The 16987-nt window shown below is 67.7% G+C and carries 5 protein-coding genes; all 5 read right to left on the bottom strand.

What is annotated here, in order from left to right; genetic code table 11:
- Positions 1-7: 7 nt before the first annotated feature.
- The 5 genes from K6I34_RS01510 to K6I34_RS01490 all read right to left on the bottom strand — a co-directional run bounded on the left by K6I34_RS01510 (position 8) and on the right by K6I34_RS01490 (position 16973).
- Complete coding sequence (locus K6I34_RS01510; protein ID WP_229322141.1) at positions 8-5398, bottom strand: RHS repeat-associated core domain-containing protein; 5391 nt, start codon at positions 5396-5398, stop codon at positions 8-10.
- A 1076-nt stretch (positions 5399-6474) separates the two neighbouring features.
- Positions 6475-8631: a DEAD/DEAH box helicase gene (locus tag K6I34_RS01505; protein ID WP_229322140.1), complete on the bottom strand. Its 2157-nt coding sequence runs from the start codon at positions 8629-8631 to the stop codon at positions 6475-6477.
- Positions 8632-8684: 53 nt separating this feature from the next.
- Complete coding sequence (gene brxD, locus K6I34_RS01500) at positions 8685-10037, bottom strand: BREX system ATP-binding protein BrxD (RefSeq protein WP_229322139.1); 1353 nt, start codon at positions 10035-10037, stop codon at positions 8685-8687.
- A 121-nt stretch (positions 10038-10158) separates the two neighbouring features.
- Complete coding sequence (gene pglZ, locus K6I34_RS01495; protein WP_229322138.1) at positions 10159-13074, bottom strand: BREX-2 system phosphatase PglZ; 2916 nt, start codon at positions 13072-13074, stop codon at positions 10159-10161.
- Positions 13074-16973, bottom strand: a complete 3900-nt coding sequence (locus tag K6I34_RS01490) for a phage resistance protein (RefSeq protein WP_229322137.1) — start codon at positions 16971-16973, stop codon at positions 13074-13076. Before K6I34_RS01490 ends, pglZ begins: the two co-directional genes overlap by 1 nt.
- Positions 16974-16987 lie beyond the last annotated feature (14 nt).

Below are 16987 nucleotides of genomic sequence, written 5' to 3'. Positions count from 1 at the left end.
TTCCCGCCTACAGTCCTCGTCTGATGTCCCTGAGGATTTTCTCCAGGCTGGTTCCCGGCTTCCAGTACTTCAGAATACTCCCGTGCTGGATTTCGAACTTCACGAGAAGCTCTCTGTCCCGAAATGCTGTCTCGCCCAAGTCCAGTCCCAGTGCCTTGATGTGGTCAGGGACGTGAAGATGCTGTGCTACGTCCGCCATTTCTGAATCTACGCTGTTCAAGTCGACGGCAACGTATCCGTCACTGCCTGCCCCCGGCCTCGGACCGCCTTCCCCGTAACGGTTGTACATGACCTCTGGGTCTCTTGTCAGGGAGATCCAAGGGGAGTTGTTGGCCTCCATGACGTGCTGCCAGGGCTCTACATCCGGGTTCGATCCTGGTCGGCTGATCCCTTTCGGGCTCTCTCCGGGACGCAGGGCTCGGTAGCCGACATTCGCGCGCTCGCCGTTGCTGCCGAAGAGTCCCTTGAGCCAGCGGGATGCGGGGCCGAGAAGGCTGCTGCTTCCGCCTCCTGCCGCTCCGAGGATGAGGTCCCATGGGTCGGCAGGTCGGCAGGCGGTTGTGTTGAGCGCCCATGAGTATCCGGCGCCGAGTGCGGCGTTGACCGCGCCGGACGTGGCGATGCCGCGGGCTCCGGTGAGGCCGAGGGTGCGGGCGGCGAGGTTGCCGGTGCCGGGCATGAGCAGGCCGGCGATTCCTCCGGTGAGGGCTCCCTTGCCGCTGGTCTTGGCGAGGCCGCCGAGGGAGAACTGGCCGTCGTTGCGGTGTTTCCAGGTGTAGCTGCCACCTTCGATCAGGGCGCCGAAGGCGGCACCTATGCCGGCGGAGACGCATGTGGGGCAGCGGCCGGACGGGTCGGTCTGACTGGTGGGCTGGTTGTCGGCGTATGCGTAGTCCGCCACGTAGGGTTCGGACTGGCTGCGGGAGACTGGGTCGCGGCTGAGGAACCGTCCCTGGTCGGGTGCGTAGGAGCGGGCACGCAGGTTGTATCCGAGCGTGCTGGAGGTGGGTTCCTTGTACTGGCCGGTGTAGGTGAAGGGGTTGCTGGGCGGGTTGCTGGTGAGCTTGTCCGCGGTCAGGTTGCCGAAGCCGTCGTAGCGGTAGCGGTACTGGTTGGTGCCCTTGCCGTCGGTGAGCTCGGTGACCGATCCCAGGCCGTCGTGGTGGTAGTAGAAGGCGGCTGTGCCTTGGAGTGTCGACTCGATCTGGCCGACTGGGTTGTAGGCGTAGTTGCCGATCACGCCTCCGGAGCCGTTGGTCTCGGTGGCGACCTGGGGCAGGGGGCTGTTGATGTCCCACTGAGTGGTGCGTTGCAGGGTTCCGGCTTTGGAGGCGGTGGTGCGGTTGCCGTCGGCGTCGTAGGTGAAGGCGAAGGTGTTGCCGCCTGCTTCTTTGAGGGTGGTCAGGCGGTTGGCGGCATCGTAGGCGGCGGTGTCAGGGCCGATGCCGGTCTGGTTGCCGTCGGCGTCGTAGGCGAAGGTACGGGTGCCTGATCCGGCGGCGGCGCTGGTGAGCTGGTCGGCGGAGTCGTAGGTGTAGGTGGTGCTGGCGCTGCCGACCGTCTGGGTGGTCCGGTTTCCGGCCTTGTCGTAGGTGTAGGCGATATCGGGGCCGGGCTTGGGACATGTCTCGGCTCTTGCCGAGGCGAGGCACTCCGTCAGGAGTCGGCCCGCCGGGTCGTAGGTGTAGTACTGCGAGGTGTCGGCCTGGCCTGCCCGGGTGGCGTCGATGCGGGTGGGCTGCCCGGTGGCGTTCAGGGCGAGCTGCCAGTTCGCGAGGGTTGCTCCGGCCTTGGTGCTGCCGATGGCGGTCAGGCGGCCGGCCGCGTCGTAGCTGCGCTTCTCCACATGCCCGTTGCCGGTGGGGAGCGTGGTGCTGGTCAGGTTGCCAGCCGCGTCGTAGTCATAGTTGGTGGTGCCGCCCGGGTTGGCCTGAGCGGTCTGGCGTCCGTCGGCGTCGTACTTGTAAGTGACCCGTGTGCCAGCTGCGGCGCCGGTAGGCACGGTCACCTTGCTCTTGAGACGCCCTGCGTCGTCGTAGTCGTAGGTGAACCCACCCTTGCCACTGTCGGGGGTCACAGCAGCAAGGCGTCCGACAGGGGTGTAGGTGAGGGTGCGCGACCCGGTTCCGTCGCTGACGTTGGTGATGTGGTCGGCGGCGTCGTAGGTGTACGTGACCTTGGGGGTGGCGTCCGAGTAGGCCAGGCCGCTGAGCAGACCACGGGAGTTGTAGGAGGCCGTCGTCGTAATGCCCCGCGCGTTGCGGACGGAGGTCTGGTTGCCATCGGGGTCATAGGTGTAGGCGACGCTCCGTTTGAGTGGGTCTGTGGTGCCGATCAGACGGCTGTTCCTGTCATAGGTGTAGGTCGCCGTGTGCCCGTTCGCATCGGTGCGCGTCGTCACATTGCCGAGTACGTCGTGGTCGTACGCCGTCGCCCCGCCGTCTGGGCCAGTCACCTTGGTCAGCCGGTTCAGCGCGTCGTACTCGAAGCTTTTGCGATTGCCGAGCGGGTCGGTGCTCGAGACGACGTTGTTCAGCGCGTCGTAGGAACTCTTCGTCACGTTCCCGAGCGGGTCAGTCTGGCTGACCGGGTTCCCCGCCGTGTCGTAGGCGGTGCTCCAGGTGTAGGCGGCCGGGTCCGCGCCGGTCACGTTGCCGCGGGGATCGACCGTTGCTGACAGGCGGCCGTTGTCGTCGTACCGGTAGGTCGTCTTGTAGCCCAACGGCGTCGTCTGGGAGATCCGGTTGCCATCAGCGTCGTATGCGAAGGTGGCGGTGTTTCTGTTGGGGTCCTTGATCCCAGTGAGTCGACTGTTGGCGTCAAAGGTGTATGCGGTGATTTTCCCTGAGGCGTCGGTGGTTTGAACTGTGTTCCCGACCGCGTCGTACTTGACCTTGCTGGAATTTCCCAGCGGGTCAGTGAGGGTGACGGGACGGTATTCGACGTCGTACTCGGTGGCAGCCGTGCCACCTGACGGATTGGTGACTGTGAGCTGGTTGCCGACCTGGTCGTAGCCGTATTTCCATGTGTAGTCGGCCGCGTTGCTTCCGTCCGAATTGCCCCGAGGCGTGGTCATCGCGAGCAGGCGGCCGGCTTTGTCGTAGGCGTACGTGGTCTTGGCACCCGTGGCGTCGACGCTGGCGGAGAGGTTGCCCATGGCGTCGTAGGACCGTGTCGAGACGTTACCGGCCGCATCTTTGAACGCTGTCAGCCTGTTCGCCGCGTCGTAGGTATAGGTGGAGGTATTGCCGGCGCTGTCGGTGACAGAGGTCAGGTTCCCGACCGCGTCATAGACGTACCGGGTGACACCGCCTGTACTTCCGGCAGACATCGGGGGGCTGGTGACGGACGCTACACGGTCCGCGTCGTCGTATGTGTAGGTGGTCGTGAATTTCGCGGGATCTGCGTCGGAGGCGTTACCCCGGGGGTCGGTAACCGTGAGCAGGCGACCGGAGCCGTCGAACGTGCGCGTGGTCTTGCTGCTGTCGGCAGCAGTAAGCGAGACCTGGTTGCCCGCGGCGTCATAGGCGTAGCGCGTCACCTTGGCCAGCGGTGACGTGACGGTCTCCGGTAACCCGGCGGGGGTGTAGGTGAACTTCGCCGTGTTACCCAGAGCGTCTTTGACGGAAGTCAGCAGGTTCCCCGAGTCGTATTCATACGCAGTGGCGTGGGATCCGGCATCCGTGGCCTTGGTGACGTTCCCGTTCCCGTCGTACGTGTACTGCTCAGTCGAACCGCCGGCTGTGGTCTTCTTTGTGAGATACCCCGAACCGTCATACCCGAATGTGGTTCGATTTCCCAGCGCATCAGTAACGTACGAGATATTGACGAGACCGTCGTAGTTGTAGGAAGTCTTGTTTCCGAAAGGGTCGTATTGGGCGGTGAGGATGTTTGACGAGTAGATGTCGGACCAAACGCCCCCGTCGGGTGTCGTGGTATCGGTTTCGCCGCTCTTGTACGAGTAGGACGTCACTTCACCTACGGCACTTTTCTGCGAGATTACGCGACCCTGTGCGTCGTAGGAATTCCGGATCGGGTAGTTTCCGTTTGCATCCTTGACTGCATCCAGGTGCCCTTGACTGTCATAGCCGTAGACAGTCTTTGACTTGTCGGTTGCGGTAACAGTTGTCAGCCGCCCGTCAGTGTAGTCGTAATCGACGTGTCGGCCATTGGTCAGTTTTAATTGAGTCAGCAGATCGCCGGAGTATGTTGCTGTGGAAGTTCTTCCAGCGGAATCCGTGGCCGACGTGAGATGGCGGCCTGTATAGGTGAATCTTATTCCTTGGCCCGATCGGTTCTTGGATGCTGTGAGGCGCCCGTCCGAATCGAATGAAAGGGTACGCTGCTGTGGTGTGGACAGCGAGTACGACCCGTCGGTCAGCCTCTTCAATGTTGACCGTGTGGTGACGGGGCCAGTGAATGACCCGTCAGAGCCTTTGTGGTATAGATATTTCGAGCCGCTCTCGGCGGTGAAGGTGACATCGCCGTTGTCCTCCGACTTGAGCGATGAATCCCATGGGGCGGCCCAGCCTTGTCCGAATGACCCGGCATTCATGTTATTCGACGAGTATCGACGGGTGATATCGAACCCACCGCCAGGAGATTTCTGTAGTATGTCGTTGAATGAGTTGGCGAAGGCGCCGGTTGCCGCATTTATTGAGCCGCGCGTCATTTGTGGCTGAGCGAATCCTGTGGAGGATGAGCGGCAGTCTGTAGCGCAGCCGTAAGTCTGATCGTCGGGGATTCCCTGGACGGCGTACATGTTTACGTAGAGGCTTCCGGAGTTTTCTCCATCCGGGCTGTCGGTAACAGTTCCGGTAGCCCATACGTTGAATGCGGGCAGGCCGGGATTTCCTGCTTGAGTGCAATCTGGATCGACGGGCGCGTCAAGCGTGACGATAGGGTCATCGGTCCCTGGGTTAAGGGCTGAGAAGGTGCTGGAATGCGTCGTTACGACTTGGTTCAAATCGTAGCGATGTTCCACGGAGCCGCATCGGGTGCCCCATGTGACCTTGACTTTATGCAGAGTGTCGACCCATTGGCCGTTCACCGTTTTGTTGTCAGAGTTCTGCATGACGGTTGCGACGGCGACTTTCTCCCCCGGGAAGACCTGCCCGGTAAGAGCACCACCTTTGTGGCCTGGCCTCGCATCGAGCACCGCCCTGTACGAGCCTTCAGAGCCGACAACGCGCAAGTCAGCAGGGACTCCCCAGGGAGGGTTGGAGCCGGAAGCCGACTGCTCAGTGGCATTCCCCGCGGCCTTCCGGGCGGCATTGTGGGCCGCAGCCGCCGCCTTTTCGGCTTCAGCTGCGGTTCCCCGCTGTGAGCGGTCCGCCGCTGAGGTTGGTTCCTTGAATCGCTCCCGCTGTACCTGCGCACGCCGCTGATCGAGCGTCATGGCTCTTTGCGCTTGGGCTGGCTTGGGTCTCTCGCGCCCGACAGGTAGGGAAGTGACGTTCGAGTTCCGGTAGCGTGGAAGCGCGGAGGCCGTGCCGGTCAGCAGTACAGCCCAAACTACAGCGAGACACAGCAGGATTCGGATACGATCCGAGCGGCCAGGCAGCACAGCGCCCTCCCCAAGATAAAGCCTGTGTGACCTGCGCAGGGGCAAATCACTGAGTGTGAACGGTCGATCAAATACGTTGTTCAGTTCGTCTTTACGCTGATTCACGTCTTGCCGGGTCCGGGTAACTCTCCTTATGTGAGGCGCTATATCGGCCTCGTTGTCCGCCCGCCCCTGCTACCCGTCGATGGCAGGCAGTCCTCCGGGTCGCGTTGGGTTCAGTCGATACCGTCGATCAGGGCCGTGCCACGCAAACGATCAGGTCTGAGTCCCCGCCCCTCGGAATCAAGGACAGTGGCCTTCTGTCACACAGTCGCCCCCGGCGCTGCCGCTACCTTTCGCGGACTTGATTTTCACAAAAACAACACAGGCCACAAGGGATTCTCATCTTTCTGGCCGGAAGTAATCGCCGATCCCACTTCTCGATCTTGTAGAGGTTTTAGCTGCAGACCGTGGCAACCGGAGTGCGCCCATGCATGGGAAGCGGCTGGTGCCACGAGCAGCCCTCCTGAGAGGGGAACCGGGCTCCTGGCAGAGACTGCTGACGATGATCTACCGGAATTAGCAGTTATTTGCTATTTTGCCCCAGCGTCTCACGATGGCTGGTTATGCCTGGTGCGGTGTTCCTCGAAGCCGCCAATGTCGAGGAGGGGCAGGAGCAACCGGAAGAGTTCTGGCGTGCACGGCTCGTGAACAGGGCTTGGTTCCTGACCCCGGCCGGTGAACATCCAGTTGGGATCGCGGCAGATGTTCCATCGGCCGCACAGACCCCGGACGGGCGGCAGTTCGACGCGAAGTGGGTCATCCCGGCATGGCGAGGGCAGGGAGTTGGAGGCCGGAGTGGCGCCCCGATGGACTCTTGCAGGGACGGGGCTGCGGTTGTTGCTGAGGGTCGGCGGGCCGCGCGTTGTTCAGGCGCTCCATTCCACCCGTACCGGTTCGCGGGCCACGGCGAGGGCGCCATCGAAGTCGGCGAGGCGTTCGGCGAGGGTGGTGGTGGCGATGCGGGGAGGGAGGGCCACCGAGAACTTCAGGCCGCGGACGGCTCGCGGGTCGACGGTGGGCAGGGTGAGGGAGTCGGGGAGTTCGGCACGGGCCGTCTTCCAGTCGGCGGGGGAGAGGTCCTGGCGGAGCCGGACATGGGTGTCGGTTGGGCGCTGCACAGGGTCGGCGAGGTTGCCGAGGGAGGCGGCGAGGGTGGCGTTGGCGCGGTAGCCGGCCCAGGTCCACCAGCGGGCGGCGTCCGCGTCGTGGACCAGCAGAGTGCCTGCTGGGTGTACTTCGTGGGGTGCGCGGTCCATGCGGAGTTCGGCGAGGGCGGCGGTGGCGCGGCGGGTGAGGCGTACGTCGGGGTCGGTGCCGAGGAGGACGTCGCGCATGGCACGGGTGAGGACGTACGACAGGCCGCGGACTTCGCTGCCCTGCCATTTGGCGATGCCACCGTCCTCAACGGGTTCCACGAAGGCACGGCGTCGGGCCCAGTCGATGAAGGTGACCTGCCAGCTGCGGCCGGCCAGGAGCAGGCGGCGCGGGCCCTGGCGTTCCTCCGTGAGGACGGTGGGATCGGTGGTGCCGATCTCGGTGCGTCCGGCGAGCACGGTGAATTCGGGGGGTGCGGTGAAGGAGGCGGTCAGCTCCATGAAGTGCCGGCGGCCGAAGTGCTTCTCGGCCTCGGGGCCGATGAACAGCATGCCGCCGTCGCTGTCGAGGAAGCCGCCTGCGACCAGGTGGGACAGGATGGGCACGGCGGACCGGTCGAATGGTGTGAGGCCGTTCCACTGCTCGGGCCACAGACGGTCTCCGATGCGGTGTTCCTGCAGGGTGACGGCAAAGAGTTGCTGTGCGACAAGGTGGCGGGGTGAGGGCGGCGGGGTGACGGGTTCCACCCAGCCGCGGGCCCACAGGGTGAGCAGGCCGGCGGCTTGGAGCAGGGTGTCGGGCCGGGTGGCGAGGAACAGGCAGTTGCGGGAGGTCCCGGTGCGGCGCCCGGTGCGGCCGATGCGCTGCAGGAAGGAGGCCACGGTGCTGGGTGAGTCGATCTGGATGACGCGGTCGAGGTCACCGACGTCGATGCCGAGTTCGAGAGTGGAGGTGGAGACGATGACGCAGTCGCGGGCTTCGGCGAATGCCTGCTCGGAGCGTGCGCGCTCGTCGGTGGAGAGCGAGGCGTGGGAGAGGAACACCGTGACGTCGCGGGCGCGCAGTGCCGCACCGAGTTCTTCCACCTGCTTGCGGGAGTCGCAGAAGACGAGCCGTTTCTCACCCCGGTGCAGGGCGGAGATCACCTTGGCGGCGTTGGCGAGCGATCCGACGTAGTCGAGCTCTACCTCTCCTGCGGGACGCGGGAGTTCAGTAGTGCTGGTGGTGCTGTTAGTGGCGGGCAGAGTGACGCCGGGGGCGACGACCCGGCCGAGGCGTTCGGCAGGGCGCGCGCCCTGGAGCCAGGTGAGCAGGTCGTCAGGGTTGCCCACAGTGGCGGACAGGCCGATGCGCTGGATGGGGTGACCGGCCAGTCGCTCCAGGCGTTCGAGTACGGCGAGCAGGTGCCAGCCGCGGTCGTCCCCGGCGAAGGCGTGCACCTCGTCGACGACGACGGCACGCACCCGGCCCAGCATGTGTGCGTGGTCGGTCTTGACGCTGATGAGCATCGCTTCGAGGGACTCGGGTGTGGTGAGCAGGAAGTCGGGGGAATCGATGCGGATGCGACGGCGTACGGACTCGGGGGTGTCGCCGTGCCAGAGGGCGGCTCGGCGCCCCAGCCACTGGGCGTAGCTGTCGACCCGGTGCACCAGGTTGTTGAGGAGCGCCTTGAGCGGCGCCAGATAGAGGACGGAGGTGCCGGTCCAGCGCTTCTCTCGCATGGCGGACAACAGCGGGAAGGTGGCGGCCTCCGTCTTCCCGCCCGCCGTCGGCGCGAGAAGGACCGCGTCCTCGCCGTCCATCAGCGGATGCACGGCGGCCTTCTGCAGCGGGCGCAGATCGGGCCACCCGAGCGTGTTGACGATGTGGTGCAGGACTACCGCGTCGAGGCGTTCCACCGGGTCGGTGTCGCGTCGTTGCTCCTGCACGTCTGTGACTCCTGCGCTGGTCGTCAGAGTTCGGGACTTCGGAAAATGGGTCGTCAGAGTTCGAGTTCGAGGTCGTCCGCCGAGGCGGCCGACGCGGGCGCGGCGAAGTTCCGTTCGGTGGCGGTGAGGTCGCCGCTGCCCACGGTCAGCTTGTAGTGCGAGCGCGGGTCGAAGTCGGGGAACTGGTCGATCCGGTCGAGTACATCTCCGACCAGCTTCTTCAGGTACAGCCGTGGTGCTACTCCGACCTTTCCGCCGAGGGCCCCGCCCACGGCCCGTGCCAGGTCGGTGAGGTACGCGTCGTCGGCGAGCTGCTTGATCCGGTCGGGGGACTGGGAGCCCTCGGCGTACAGGTCACGAATGGTGGCGCCCAGGCCGGTCAGTGATTCCTCGGTGAATCCGGGCAGCCGGATCTGGACGGCCCGAGGGTTGTCGAAGCGGGGGTCGGTGGTGAAGTCGGTGGCGAGTCGCTGGGCGAGCGGCGCGAGTCGCTGCACGCCCTGCTGTCCGTCGTAGAAGGCGGGCGTGCCGGTGATGACGAGGTACAGGCCGGGGAAGCGACCGGAGTGGACCTCGTCGATGAGCTGCCGCAGCGCGTTGAGCGCCTTGTCACGGGCGTCGGAGCGGACCCGCTGCAGGGTCTCCACCTCGTCCAGGACGAGGACAAGTCCGGCGTGCCCGGCGTCCCGGAGCACGGTGAGCAGGCCCTGCAAGAACCCGAAAGCGCCGAAGTGGTCGAGGTCGCCGCGGACGCCTGCGCTGCGCCGGGCGGCTGCGGCGACGTGCGGCTGGCCGCCGAGCCAGGACATCACCGCAGCGGCGGTAGCCTCATCGCCGGCGTCCAGAGACTGCTTGTATCCGCGCAAGGCGGTGGCGAACGCGGGGGCCTGCCGGGACACTTCGGCCAGGCGGGCGGTGAGCAGCCTGTCCACGGCCTCCGGCAGCTCGCTCTCGCCCGCGCCGTCGGCGAGTGCGTCCTCCTCCAGCGCGTAGAACCAGGCGTCAGCGACCGGGCGCAGGGCGCTGGGCGGGAAGCTAGCGGTGGTCAGGCGTTCGGTGAGTCGCCGGTAGACCGTCTCCAGCTTGTGCAGAGGAGTCTCGGTCTCCGACACCTGCACCTCGGCCACGGCGAAGGTGCGCCGTTTGGCGCGCTCGCCGAGCCAGCGGGTGAAGAAGGTCTTGCCGGAGCCGTACTCGCCGCGCACGGCCTTGAACACCGAGCCGCCAGCGGCGACGGTGTCCAGCTCTTCGTCGACTGCCTGCTCGAAGCGGCCGAGTCCGGTGGCGAGCAGGTCGAGGCCGCTCTCGGGGACGGCACCGCGCCGCAGCGCGTCCACCACGGCCCGCCGTCGCACGGCGCCGACCGGGACGGCGGCCCCGGATGCTGAAGATCCAAACGCGTTCACCCGAACAGTCTCCCATCCGGCCGCCCACCTGGCCGGAGACCCATGCGGGCACCGGGTCGCCGGCACGCGGGCGGGGCGGTCTGGCAAACCGCTCCGCCCGTCGCGGTCGCAGAACTCCGGTTCACAGCCCGAACTGCTCGATCAGCTGGGCCCGGTGCAGGCGCAGGGTGCGGTTGTCGGGGAGGATCTCCAGGATCTGGGCGCCGTCGTAGTTGAGTAGCTGGGCCAGGGTCGCGGCGAAGCCGGGGGCCCGGGTAGCGGGTTGGCCTGCACGTTCTGCGAGGGCCGTCATCGGCAGGGTGCCCGCTTCGACGAGCGCGGCCAGGGCCTTCGGGAGGACCGCCTTGTCGCGTGGCTTACGGGCGAGCAGGTCCAGCTGTGCCTGGTACAGCTCGGTGGCCATGAGGCGTTCCACCAGAGCGGCGGCCGGGTCCTCTGCTGAGGCGGAGGTGGGTACGGTCACAGGCTCCACCGCAGGGGAGGCAGGTTCCTGCGGCGCGGCCAGCGCGACCTCGTCCTCGCCGAAGAGACTGATGGATCCCTCGGTTACGGGCGCGGCGGCCTTCGTGGCCTGCTTCCGACGCGGGCGCGCTACGGAGCCGTCGGGCACGGCACCGGCGTCGGCTCCGATGGCCCCGCTCTCTGCTTCGGCACTGTCTTCAGCGTCCTCCGCCCACCAGGAGGGTGCCGGGTCGCCCAACTCCCGCCACCCCGTGGGCGGCTCAGCGCCGAACGGCAGCAGGGCGAGCAGCGGGATGGTGAATTCGGCGAGGGTCGCTCCGCCGTGGTAGCCGGCCTTCAGCGCGGTGTACCGGGTGTCATGGTCCCGCAGCGCGACGATCTGTGATCCGGGTTCTGGCCAGACCACCCGCGGCCCGGCCAGCTCGATCTCGGTCGGTGTGATGGGACCGCCGGGGTTGCGGTGACGGGCCGAGCCGATGGTGGCGCCGGTCACATCGAGTTTGCTGCTGCGTCGCTCGATCACGTGGCCGTGGTCGGAGGTGAGGAGCACGGTCATGTCGTTGGCGCGGGCGGCCCGCAGCAGCGGCTCCAGGCCGCCGATCTCCTTGGCCTCCCAGGTGCCGTCGCCGAGCTTCTGCTCCTTGGCGAGCCGGTCGTCCACAGTGTTAAGGACGACCGCGACATGGGTGTGCCCATCGGCGAGCGCCTCGGTGAGAGCGGTGGAGAAGGGTGAACCGGTGTCGGGGCTGCGCAGGTCGTCCTTGTGAAAGACGGCCGCCGGGGCCCCGCTCCAGCAGGGGTGCAGGGGGAAGAGCCGCTTCTCGTCGCTCTGGTCGCCCTTCATCAGGGTGCCTGCGAACAGCGAAGTGCGGGAAACGGCGGTCAGGGTGGGCAGCGCAGCGGCCACGGCACGCCGGACCGGTGCTCCGGCCGCGTCCTGCAGCGGATCGAACTCGGACCAGTGTCCGTGCAGTTCCTCGCCCAGTTCGGCTGCGATCGCCGCGCTCATCCCATCGACGAGGAGGAGCAGGACGCGTCGGCCGGGGCAGGCCACGACGGGCGCGACGACTCGGTCCAGGAAGCTTTCCACGGTGAGCATGGCGCCGGGGACGGTGCCGTCCGCGGTCCACACTGCGAGCCGCTCGGAGAATGCGCGGTCCAGCTCGCGGCGCTTGGCCTGCACCTGCGCGCCGATCTGGCTGTAGGCGTCGGCGAGGGCGTTGTCCGCGTCGCCACCCGCGTCCAGGTGTTCCAATGCCCTGTCTACCCAGCCGAGTTCGCGGATCTGGCGGGCCGTACCGTCGGCCACCGAGGCAATGTCGGAGTCAGGCTGGGACGCGAGCCACCGCCGCAGCCGCGCTGCCATCCGTACCCGTTCGATACGGGCGCGGGTGGCGCCGTCGGAGGCCAGGGCGTGCTCGGCCAGCGCGGTGACGGTGGCCGTGACCGTCTCGGTACCGCCGTCGGCGAGGGCGCGTCCCGCGGCGGTGAAGCGGGCGTCGAGTCCGGCCGCGAGCAGCGGGCTGGCAGCGGCGGCGGTCTGCGCCCCGAACTGGGCGACGAGCTGTGCGGCCCGGCTCAGGACCGGGTCGGCGAGCCGGTGCTCGCCCCGGTCGACGAGGCTGCGGACGTACGCCTCGCCGTTGCGCCCGAAGGAAGTCAGGAGTCTGTCGAGTTCGTCGCCTTGGGCGGGCGGCTGGTCGCCGAGCCACCGCTCGGCGCGACCGCGTGCCCGGTACAGGTCGTGGTCGGCCTCTGCGTGCCCCCACAGGGCCGCGCAGACGACCGCGTATGCGGCCGCGTCCGCCCCGTGCTCGGCGTCTACCAGGGCGGTGACGATCCTGCCGGTGGAGCCTCCGTGCTCGGGTTCGGCGAGGAAGCGGGCCAGGCCGGCCCGTTCCGGTCCGCGCAGGTCACGCAGGAGGTCGGGGCCGCCGGAGGCGAGGGTCCACCGAAACAGTGCGACGGGGTCGATGCGGTCTCCGTCGTCGTGTGCGGCCGGCCCGCCCAACGCGTCCGTGTTGTGGCGGTCGAGCCTCAGCCGTCGCCTGGCCAGCCGCGTGAGGGCCTCGTCGCGGGAGAGCAGTCCCTTGCCGAGCGAGGGCCAGCCGCGGGTTGCCGCTGCGTCGAGGAGCGCTTCGGCCGCCCAGGTCTCGCTGCGCAGCCGCCCGTCGAGGCCGCGCGCGTCGAATGCCTCCTGTACGACCTCCCAGTTGTCGACGGACCGTATCCTTCCGCCGTAGACGCGGGCGAGCAGCCCAGGGTCGAGGTCGGTGTCCTCGCGGTCGGTGAGGACGACCAGGACCTTGGGGTCGGGAGGAGCCGCCGCATCGAGATGGCCCAGGATCTGCTCGTGCACGGCCAGCACCGACGGCGCGACGGCCACCCGCGCCTGCAGCCCGCCCGCTGTCCGCTGCACGGCGGGCCCGTCCCAGATGGGAGCGGCCCGCAGCAGCAGTACGCGAACCGCGCCGTCGCCGAGCCGGCTGCGGGCTGCGAGGTACTGGCGGACGGTTCCCGCGGACAGCCGGGCGGGGCCGGCAGTCGCGGAAGCTGTGGTGACGGTGTCGGACATCAGTCGACGACCTTCCAGATGACCTCGACGGTGGCGTTGGGCTGCTCGGCCGCCAGCGCCGCGATCTCCGCCTGCAGTTCGGCGGCGGCCCGTGCGGCGGTGGTCCGCCCGCCGCCGGAGCGGGCCGCGGTCCGCGACGATGTGCGCGGGCCCGGCCGCTGCGTCGACTCCGGCAGCACCAACGGGTGGGCGGAACCGCCGTTCAAGTCCACGCTGTCGGAGCTCGACGGCGGAATGGGCGACGGCTGGGGGCGCTCGCCCGGGGTCTGGCGAGACCTCAGCAAAGACAGCACCTCCCGGCCGCTGGTGTTCAACACGCCCGGAAGGTCGGGGTAGTCACCCGGGTCGCCGGCAGCGGCATCCCGCACCCGCTCCAGGACGGCCGCGCCGTCCACGCCGAGGGTGTCGGCCAGGCCCAGCTGGTCCCAGCTGGTGCTCTGCAGCGCGCCGGCGACCTTCCCGGCGCTCTTCAACGACATGCCGCACCGGTGGGCGGTGAAATCGCCGAGGTCGAAGCGGGCGAGCCGCTCCACGACGGTCTTCGCCTCGATCCCCGCTTCCGTCACCTCCTTGACCAGCTCCTGCGCCCGCCGAGCGAGGACGAGCCGGGGTGAACCGTCATTCAGCTGGAGGAAGTCGCGATGCTTCTCCAGCTCCCCGACGAGCCGTCCGGCGTCCTGGGCGAGCGCGGCGGCGGCCCGCTTGATCTGCCCGGCGAACTGGTTGACGATCCGCCCGCGCCGCAGCTGCGGCGCCCGGTCGCCGAGCACGGTCTCGAAGCGCTTGCGCGCCTCCGCCCAGTCGCTCTCGTCGGGCAGTTGCTGCTCGCGCAGGGCGTAGTCCGGCTTCAGCTCGTGTGGTGCCGGCGCGGGTTCGACCGGCATGCGACCGCGCACCCACACCCGGTCGGTCATCTCCGCGTACGCAGCGGCGAGCAGCCGGCGCAGGGGCTCAGGCAGTCCGCGCGGATCGGGAAGATCGCTCCAGTCGGAGAGCTTGACCAGGGTCGGCTCGGCGGTGCTGTTCCGGCGTGCCTGGGCGTTGAAGTGGTCGGGCCAGGCCGTGGACTGCCGGTAGTACGCCTCCCGCATGGCGCCGAGCCCGAGGCCGCCCGCGATCCGCGCCATGGTCTTGCGGTCCTTGGAGTCGACCTCGGCCTGTCCGTCGCGGTCCTCGGCGGCCTTGCGCACGTACTCGAAGACGGCCCTGATATCTGCAGGCTTCACAGGTTTGCCCGTGCCGTCGGGGTCCAGGTCAGGGTGGGCAGGGTACTGATGGGCGAGCAGCTTGCCGGCCAGGTCACGCGCGGCGGCATCCAGGGATGCGCCGAGCGGAAGCCGCAGCTCGGGGACATCCTGCTGGGCGACCAGATGGGTATCGAAGCTGAGGTCGACGACCCCTTCCTGCTTCTGCGCGAGCCCGTACGCCTGCCGCAGCGCCTGGGTGACGCGCTCGGTAAGGATGGCCAGCTGCGACTGAAGCATGCCCTTGGCGCGTGCCTTGTCGTCGGCGTTGAGGCTGCGCGCGAAGTCGGAGTCGAAGCGGACCTCATCGGCGAGGGCCTTGTCGATAACGACGAGGCGCTCGAAGTCGCCCCGGGAGGCATCGGTCAGGTGGGTGGGCAGCCAGGCCAGGGTGCGCGAGTCGCCGCCCGGCTTCTCCCGCAGGGCACGCAGCCTCTGCAGGTCGTCCATCGGCCCGAACTCGCCCTCGTCGTATGGGAAGTCGACAACGAGCCGCCAAGCGTCGTCCTGGCTGGGCCGCAGGGTCGCCTCGGGCAGCGAGTCGACCTCGGCGACATTACCGAAGACCACCTCAACCTGCCGTTCGGTCCCCCTCCACACCAAGTTGAGCACGTCGTATGCGTCGAAGCCACCGGGCCCGTCGCTGACGCCGAGCGCCTCCTTGAGCAGGCCGCGCATCTTGGCACGCCGGTTGCCCTGGTTGTTGTGGACCTGGGCGTTCGCGAGAACGGCGTCCAGGTCCACGCCGGTGAGCTCCAGACGCACCACGGCACCCGGCCCGGTACCGGTGACCTTGATTTCAGGGAAGGTCGCCGCCCACTCCTTGGCCTTCTGCTCGAGCCGACCGACCTCGGTGCCCGCGATGCGGGTGGTGATGGAGCCGTGGTTGAGGGCGTGCAGCCGCGCCAGGGTGAGGTCGGCGAGCGCGGGCACGCTGGGCGCGAGTGCGGAGAGCAGCAGGGTCTGAAGCAGCCGACTGTCGCCGGTGAAGTCGCGGCAACGGGCGGCGAGCTGCGGATCACCGAGGGTATCGGGACGGCGCCGGTACGCCTCGAGCTGGTCCTCGGTGACTTGGTTGGTCTTCAGCAGGTACGGGCGAAGCTTGTCCCGGTACAGCTTGTCGGCGGCTTCGAAGTGAACACTGGTCTCGCCACTGAACGCCTTGTCACCGCCGCCCGCGATCGCCGGGTACAGATCGCCCAGCGGTACGAGCTGCCCGAGCCGCCAGTCGTCGCGGTGGTCGATGAGCAGCTGGCTCATCAGCTTCAGGCCGGTGCGGGAGCGCTGCAGCGCGGCGGAGATGTGCACCAGGGTGTCCATGAACGCCGGCGCGAACGGGTACGTCCGCCGGAAGGCGTCCTCGTCCGCGCCGGTGGTGGACTTGTCGTGGCCGAGCAGGGTGTCCCACACGTCCGGGCCGAGCCTCTTGGCCTCGGCGAACGCCACGTCCACCTTCGCCTCGGCCTCGGGGCTGGTGGGCGTGAGCAGGCGGGCCTGCGCGATCTGCGGGAGGTTGCGGTCCTCCAGAACGATCTTGTCGAAGCGTCCGCCGCTGAGCTTCAGACTGTCCTGGACGGCGGCCTCAGCGGCCCCCGACATTTCCTCGCCGACCAGCTCGCGCAAGTCGCGCTGGCGGGCAATGAACGACACCACTGGGATGGCGCGCCGCTCGTCGCCGCCCTCCACGAAGTTCGTGATCTTGTCGGCTTCGCGTGAGACGAACTTCTGATCGTGGATGCGGGAGGCCAGCCACAAGATCAGCTCGTCCATGAAGAGAACGAGACCGTCGTAGCCGAGGGACTTGGCGTGCGCGGATATGATGCCGAGCCCCTTGTCCAGCGAGACGAATCCGTCGGCATCTTCGGAGGCGCTGCGCGAGAAGGAGGGGAACAGGGTCTGGGTGAGGTCCTGGACGAGACGCGCCCGCAGTTCCCGCGGTGTGGAGGGGTTCTCCAGGTCGAGGTCCTTGGTGTTCTCGTGCTCCTCCGGCGCGTTCACTGCCTGGTCGAGCAGCTCGGTGGTCCAGGCGAAGGAGTCGCCCCACTCGTCTTCCTGGCCGTCGCCGGCGTCGGCGAGCTGCTCGATTACCCGGTCGTCGCCGTTGCGGCGGCGCTGCTCGGCGAAGTCCTCGAAGAGTCCGTCGGTCCGGTAGACCTGCGGCAGCGGGCATCCGGGGTGCAACTTGCGTACGTGCTCTACGTACTTGCCGAGCACGCGCTGCTCCAGGGATTTGGAGCCCAGCATGTGGTACGGCACCAGCAGGAACTTGCGGTCGTCCGTGTCCAGCCAGGAGTGCCGGGCCCGCACCGGGTCGAGGTCGCCGCGCGCCCGGGCGGCCTGGTTCCGCGACAGCAGCGCGTAAAGCACCGCCATGAAGTGCGACTTACCGGAACCGAACGAGCCGTGCAGGTAGGCAGCCTTCGACGAGCGGCTGTCCAGCGCCGACTTGATCAAGTCGAGGGCCTCGTCGAAGTTGCCGAGCAGCCGGTCGGTGACGACGTAGTCCTTCAGCGCCGCCTCGGCCCCCTCGGGGGTGACCGCCTCGTTCAGCTTCAACACGAAGTCGGAGGTGGACACCGACTCCGGGATGTCGATCAACTCCCGCAGCAGCGGGCGGTCCTCGGGGCGAGGGGTGTTCCTGCTCATGAAGGCCATGGTGTTTTAACTCC

Source organism: Streptomyces sp. UNOC14_S4 (genome assembly GCF_020740835.1).
GTDB lineage: Bacteria > Actinomycetota > Actinomycetes > Streptomycetales > Streptomycetaceae > Streptomyces.
Note: the sequence above shows the minus strand (reverse complement) of the source record. Positions and strands in the feature narration are given on the sequence as shown.

Coding starts and splice junctions, on each gene's coding strand:
- K6I34_RS01490 (WP_229322137.1), bottom strand. CDS start 16,973: ATGGCCTTCATGAGCAGGAACACCCCTCGCCCCGAGGACCGCCCGCTG.
- pglZ (WP_229322138.1), bottom strand. CDS start 13,074: ATGTCCGACACCGTCACCACAGCTTCCGCGACTGCCGGCCCCGCCCGG.
- K6I34_RS01510 (WP_229322141.1), bottom strand. CDS start 5,398: ATGACGCTCGATCAGCGGCGTGCGCAGGTACAGCGGGAGCGATTCAAG.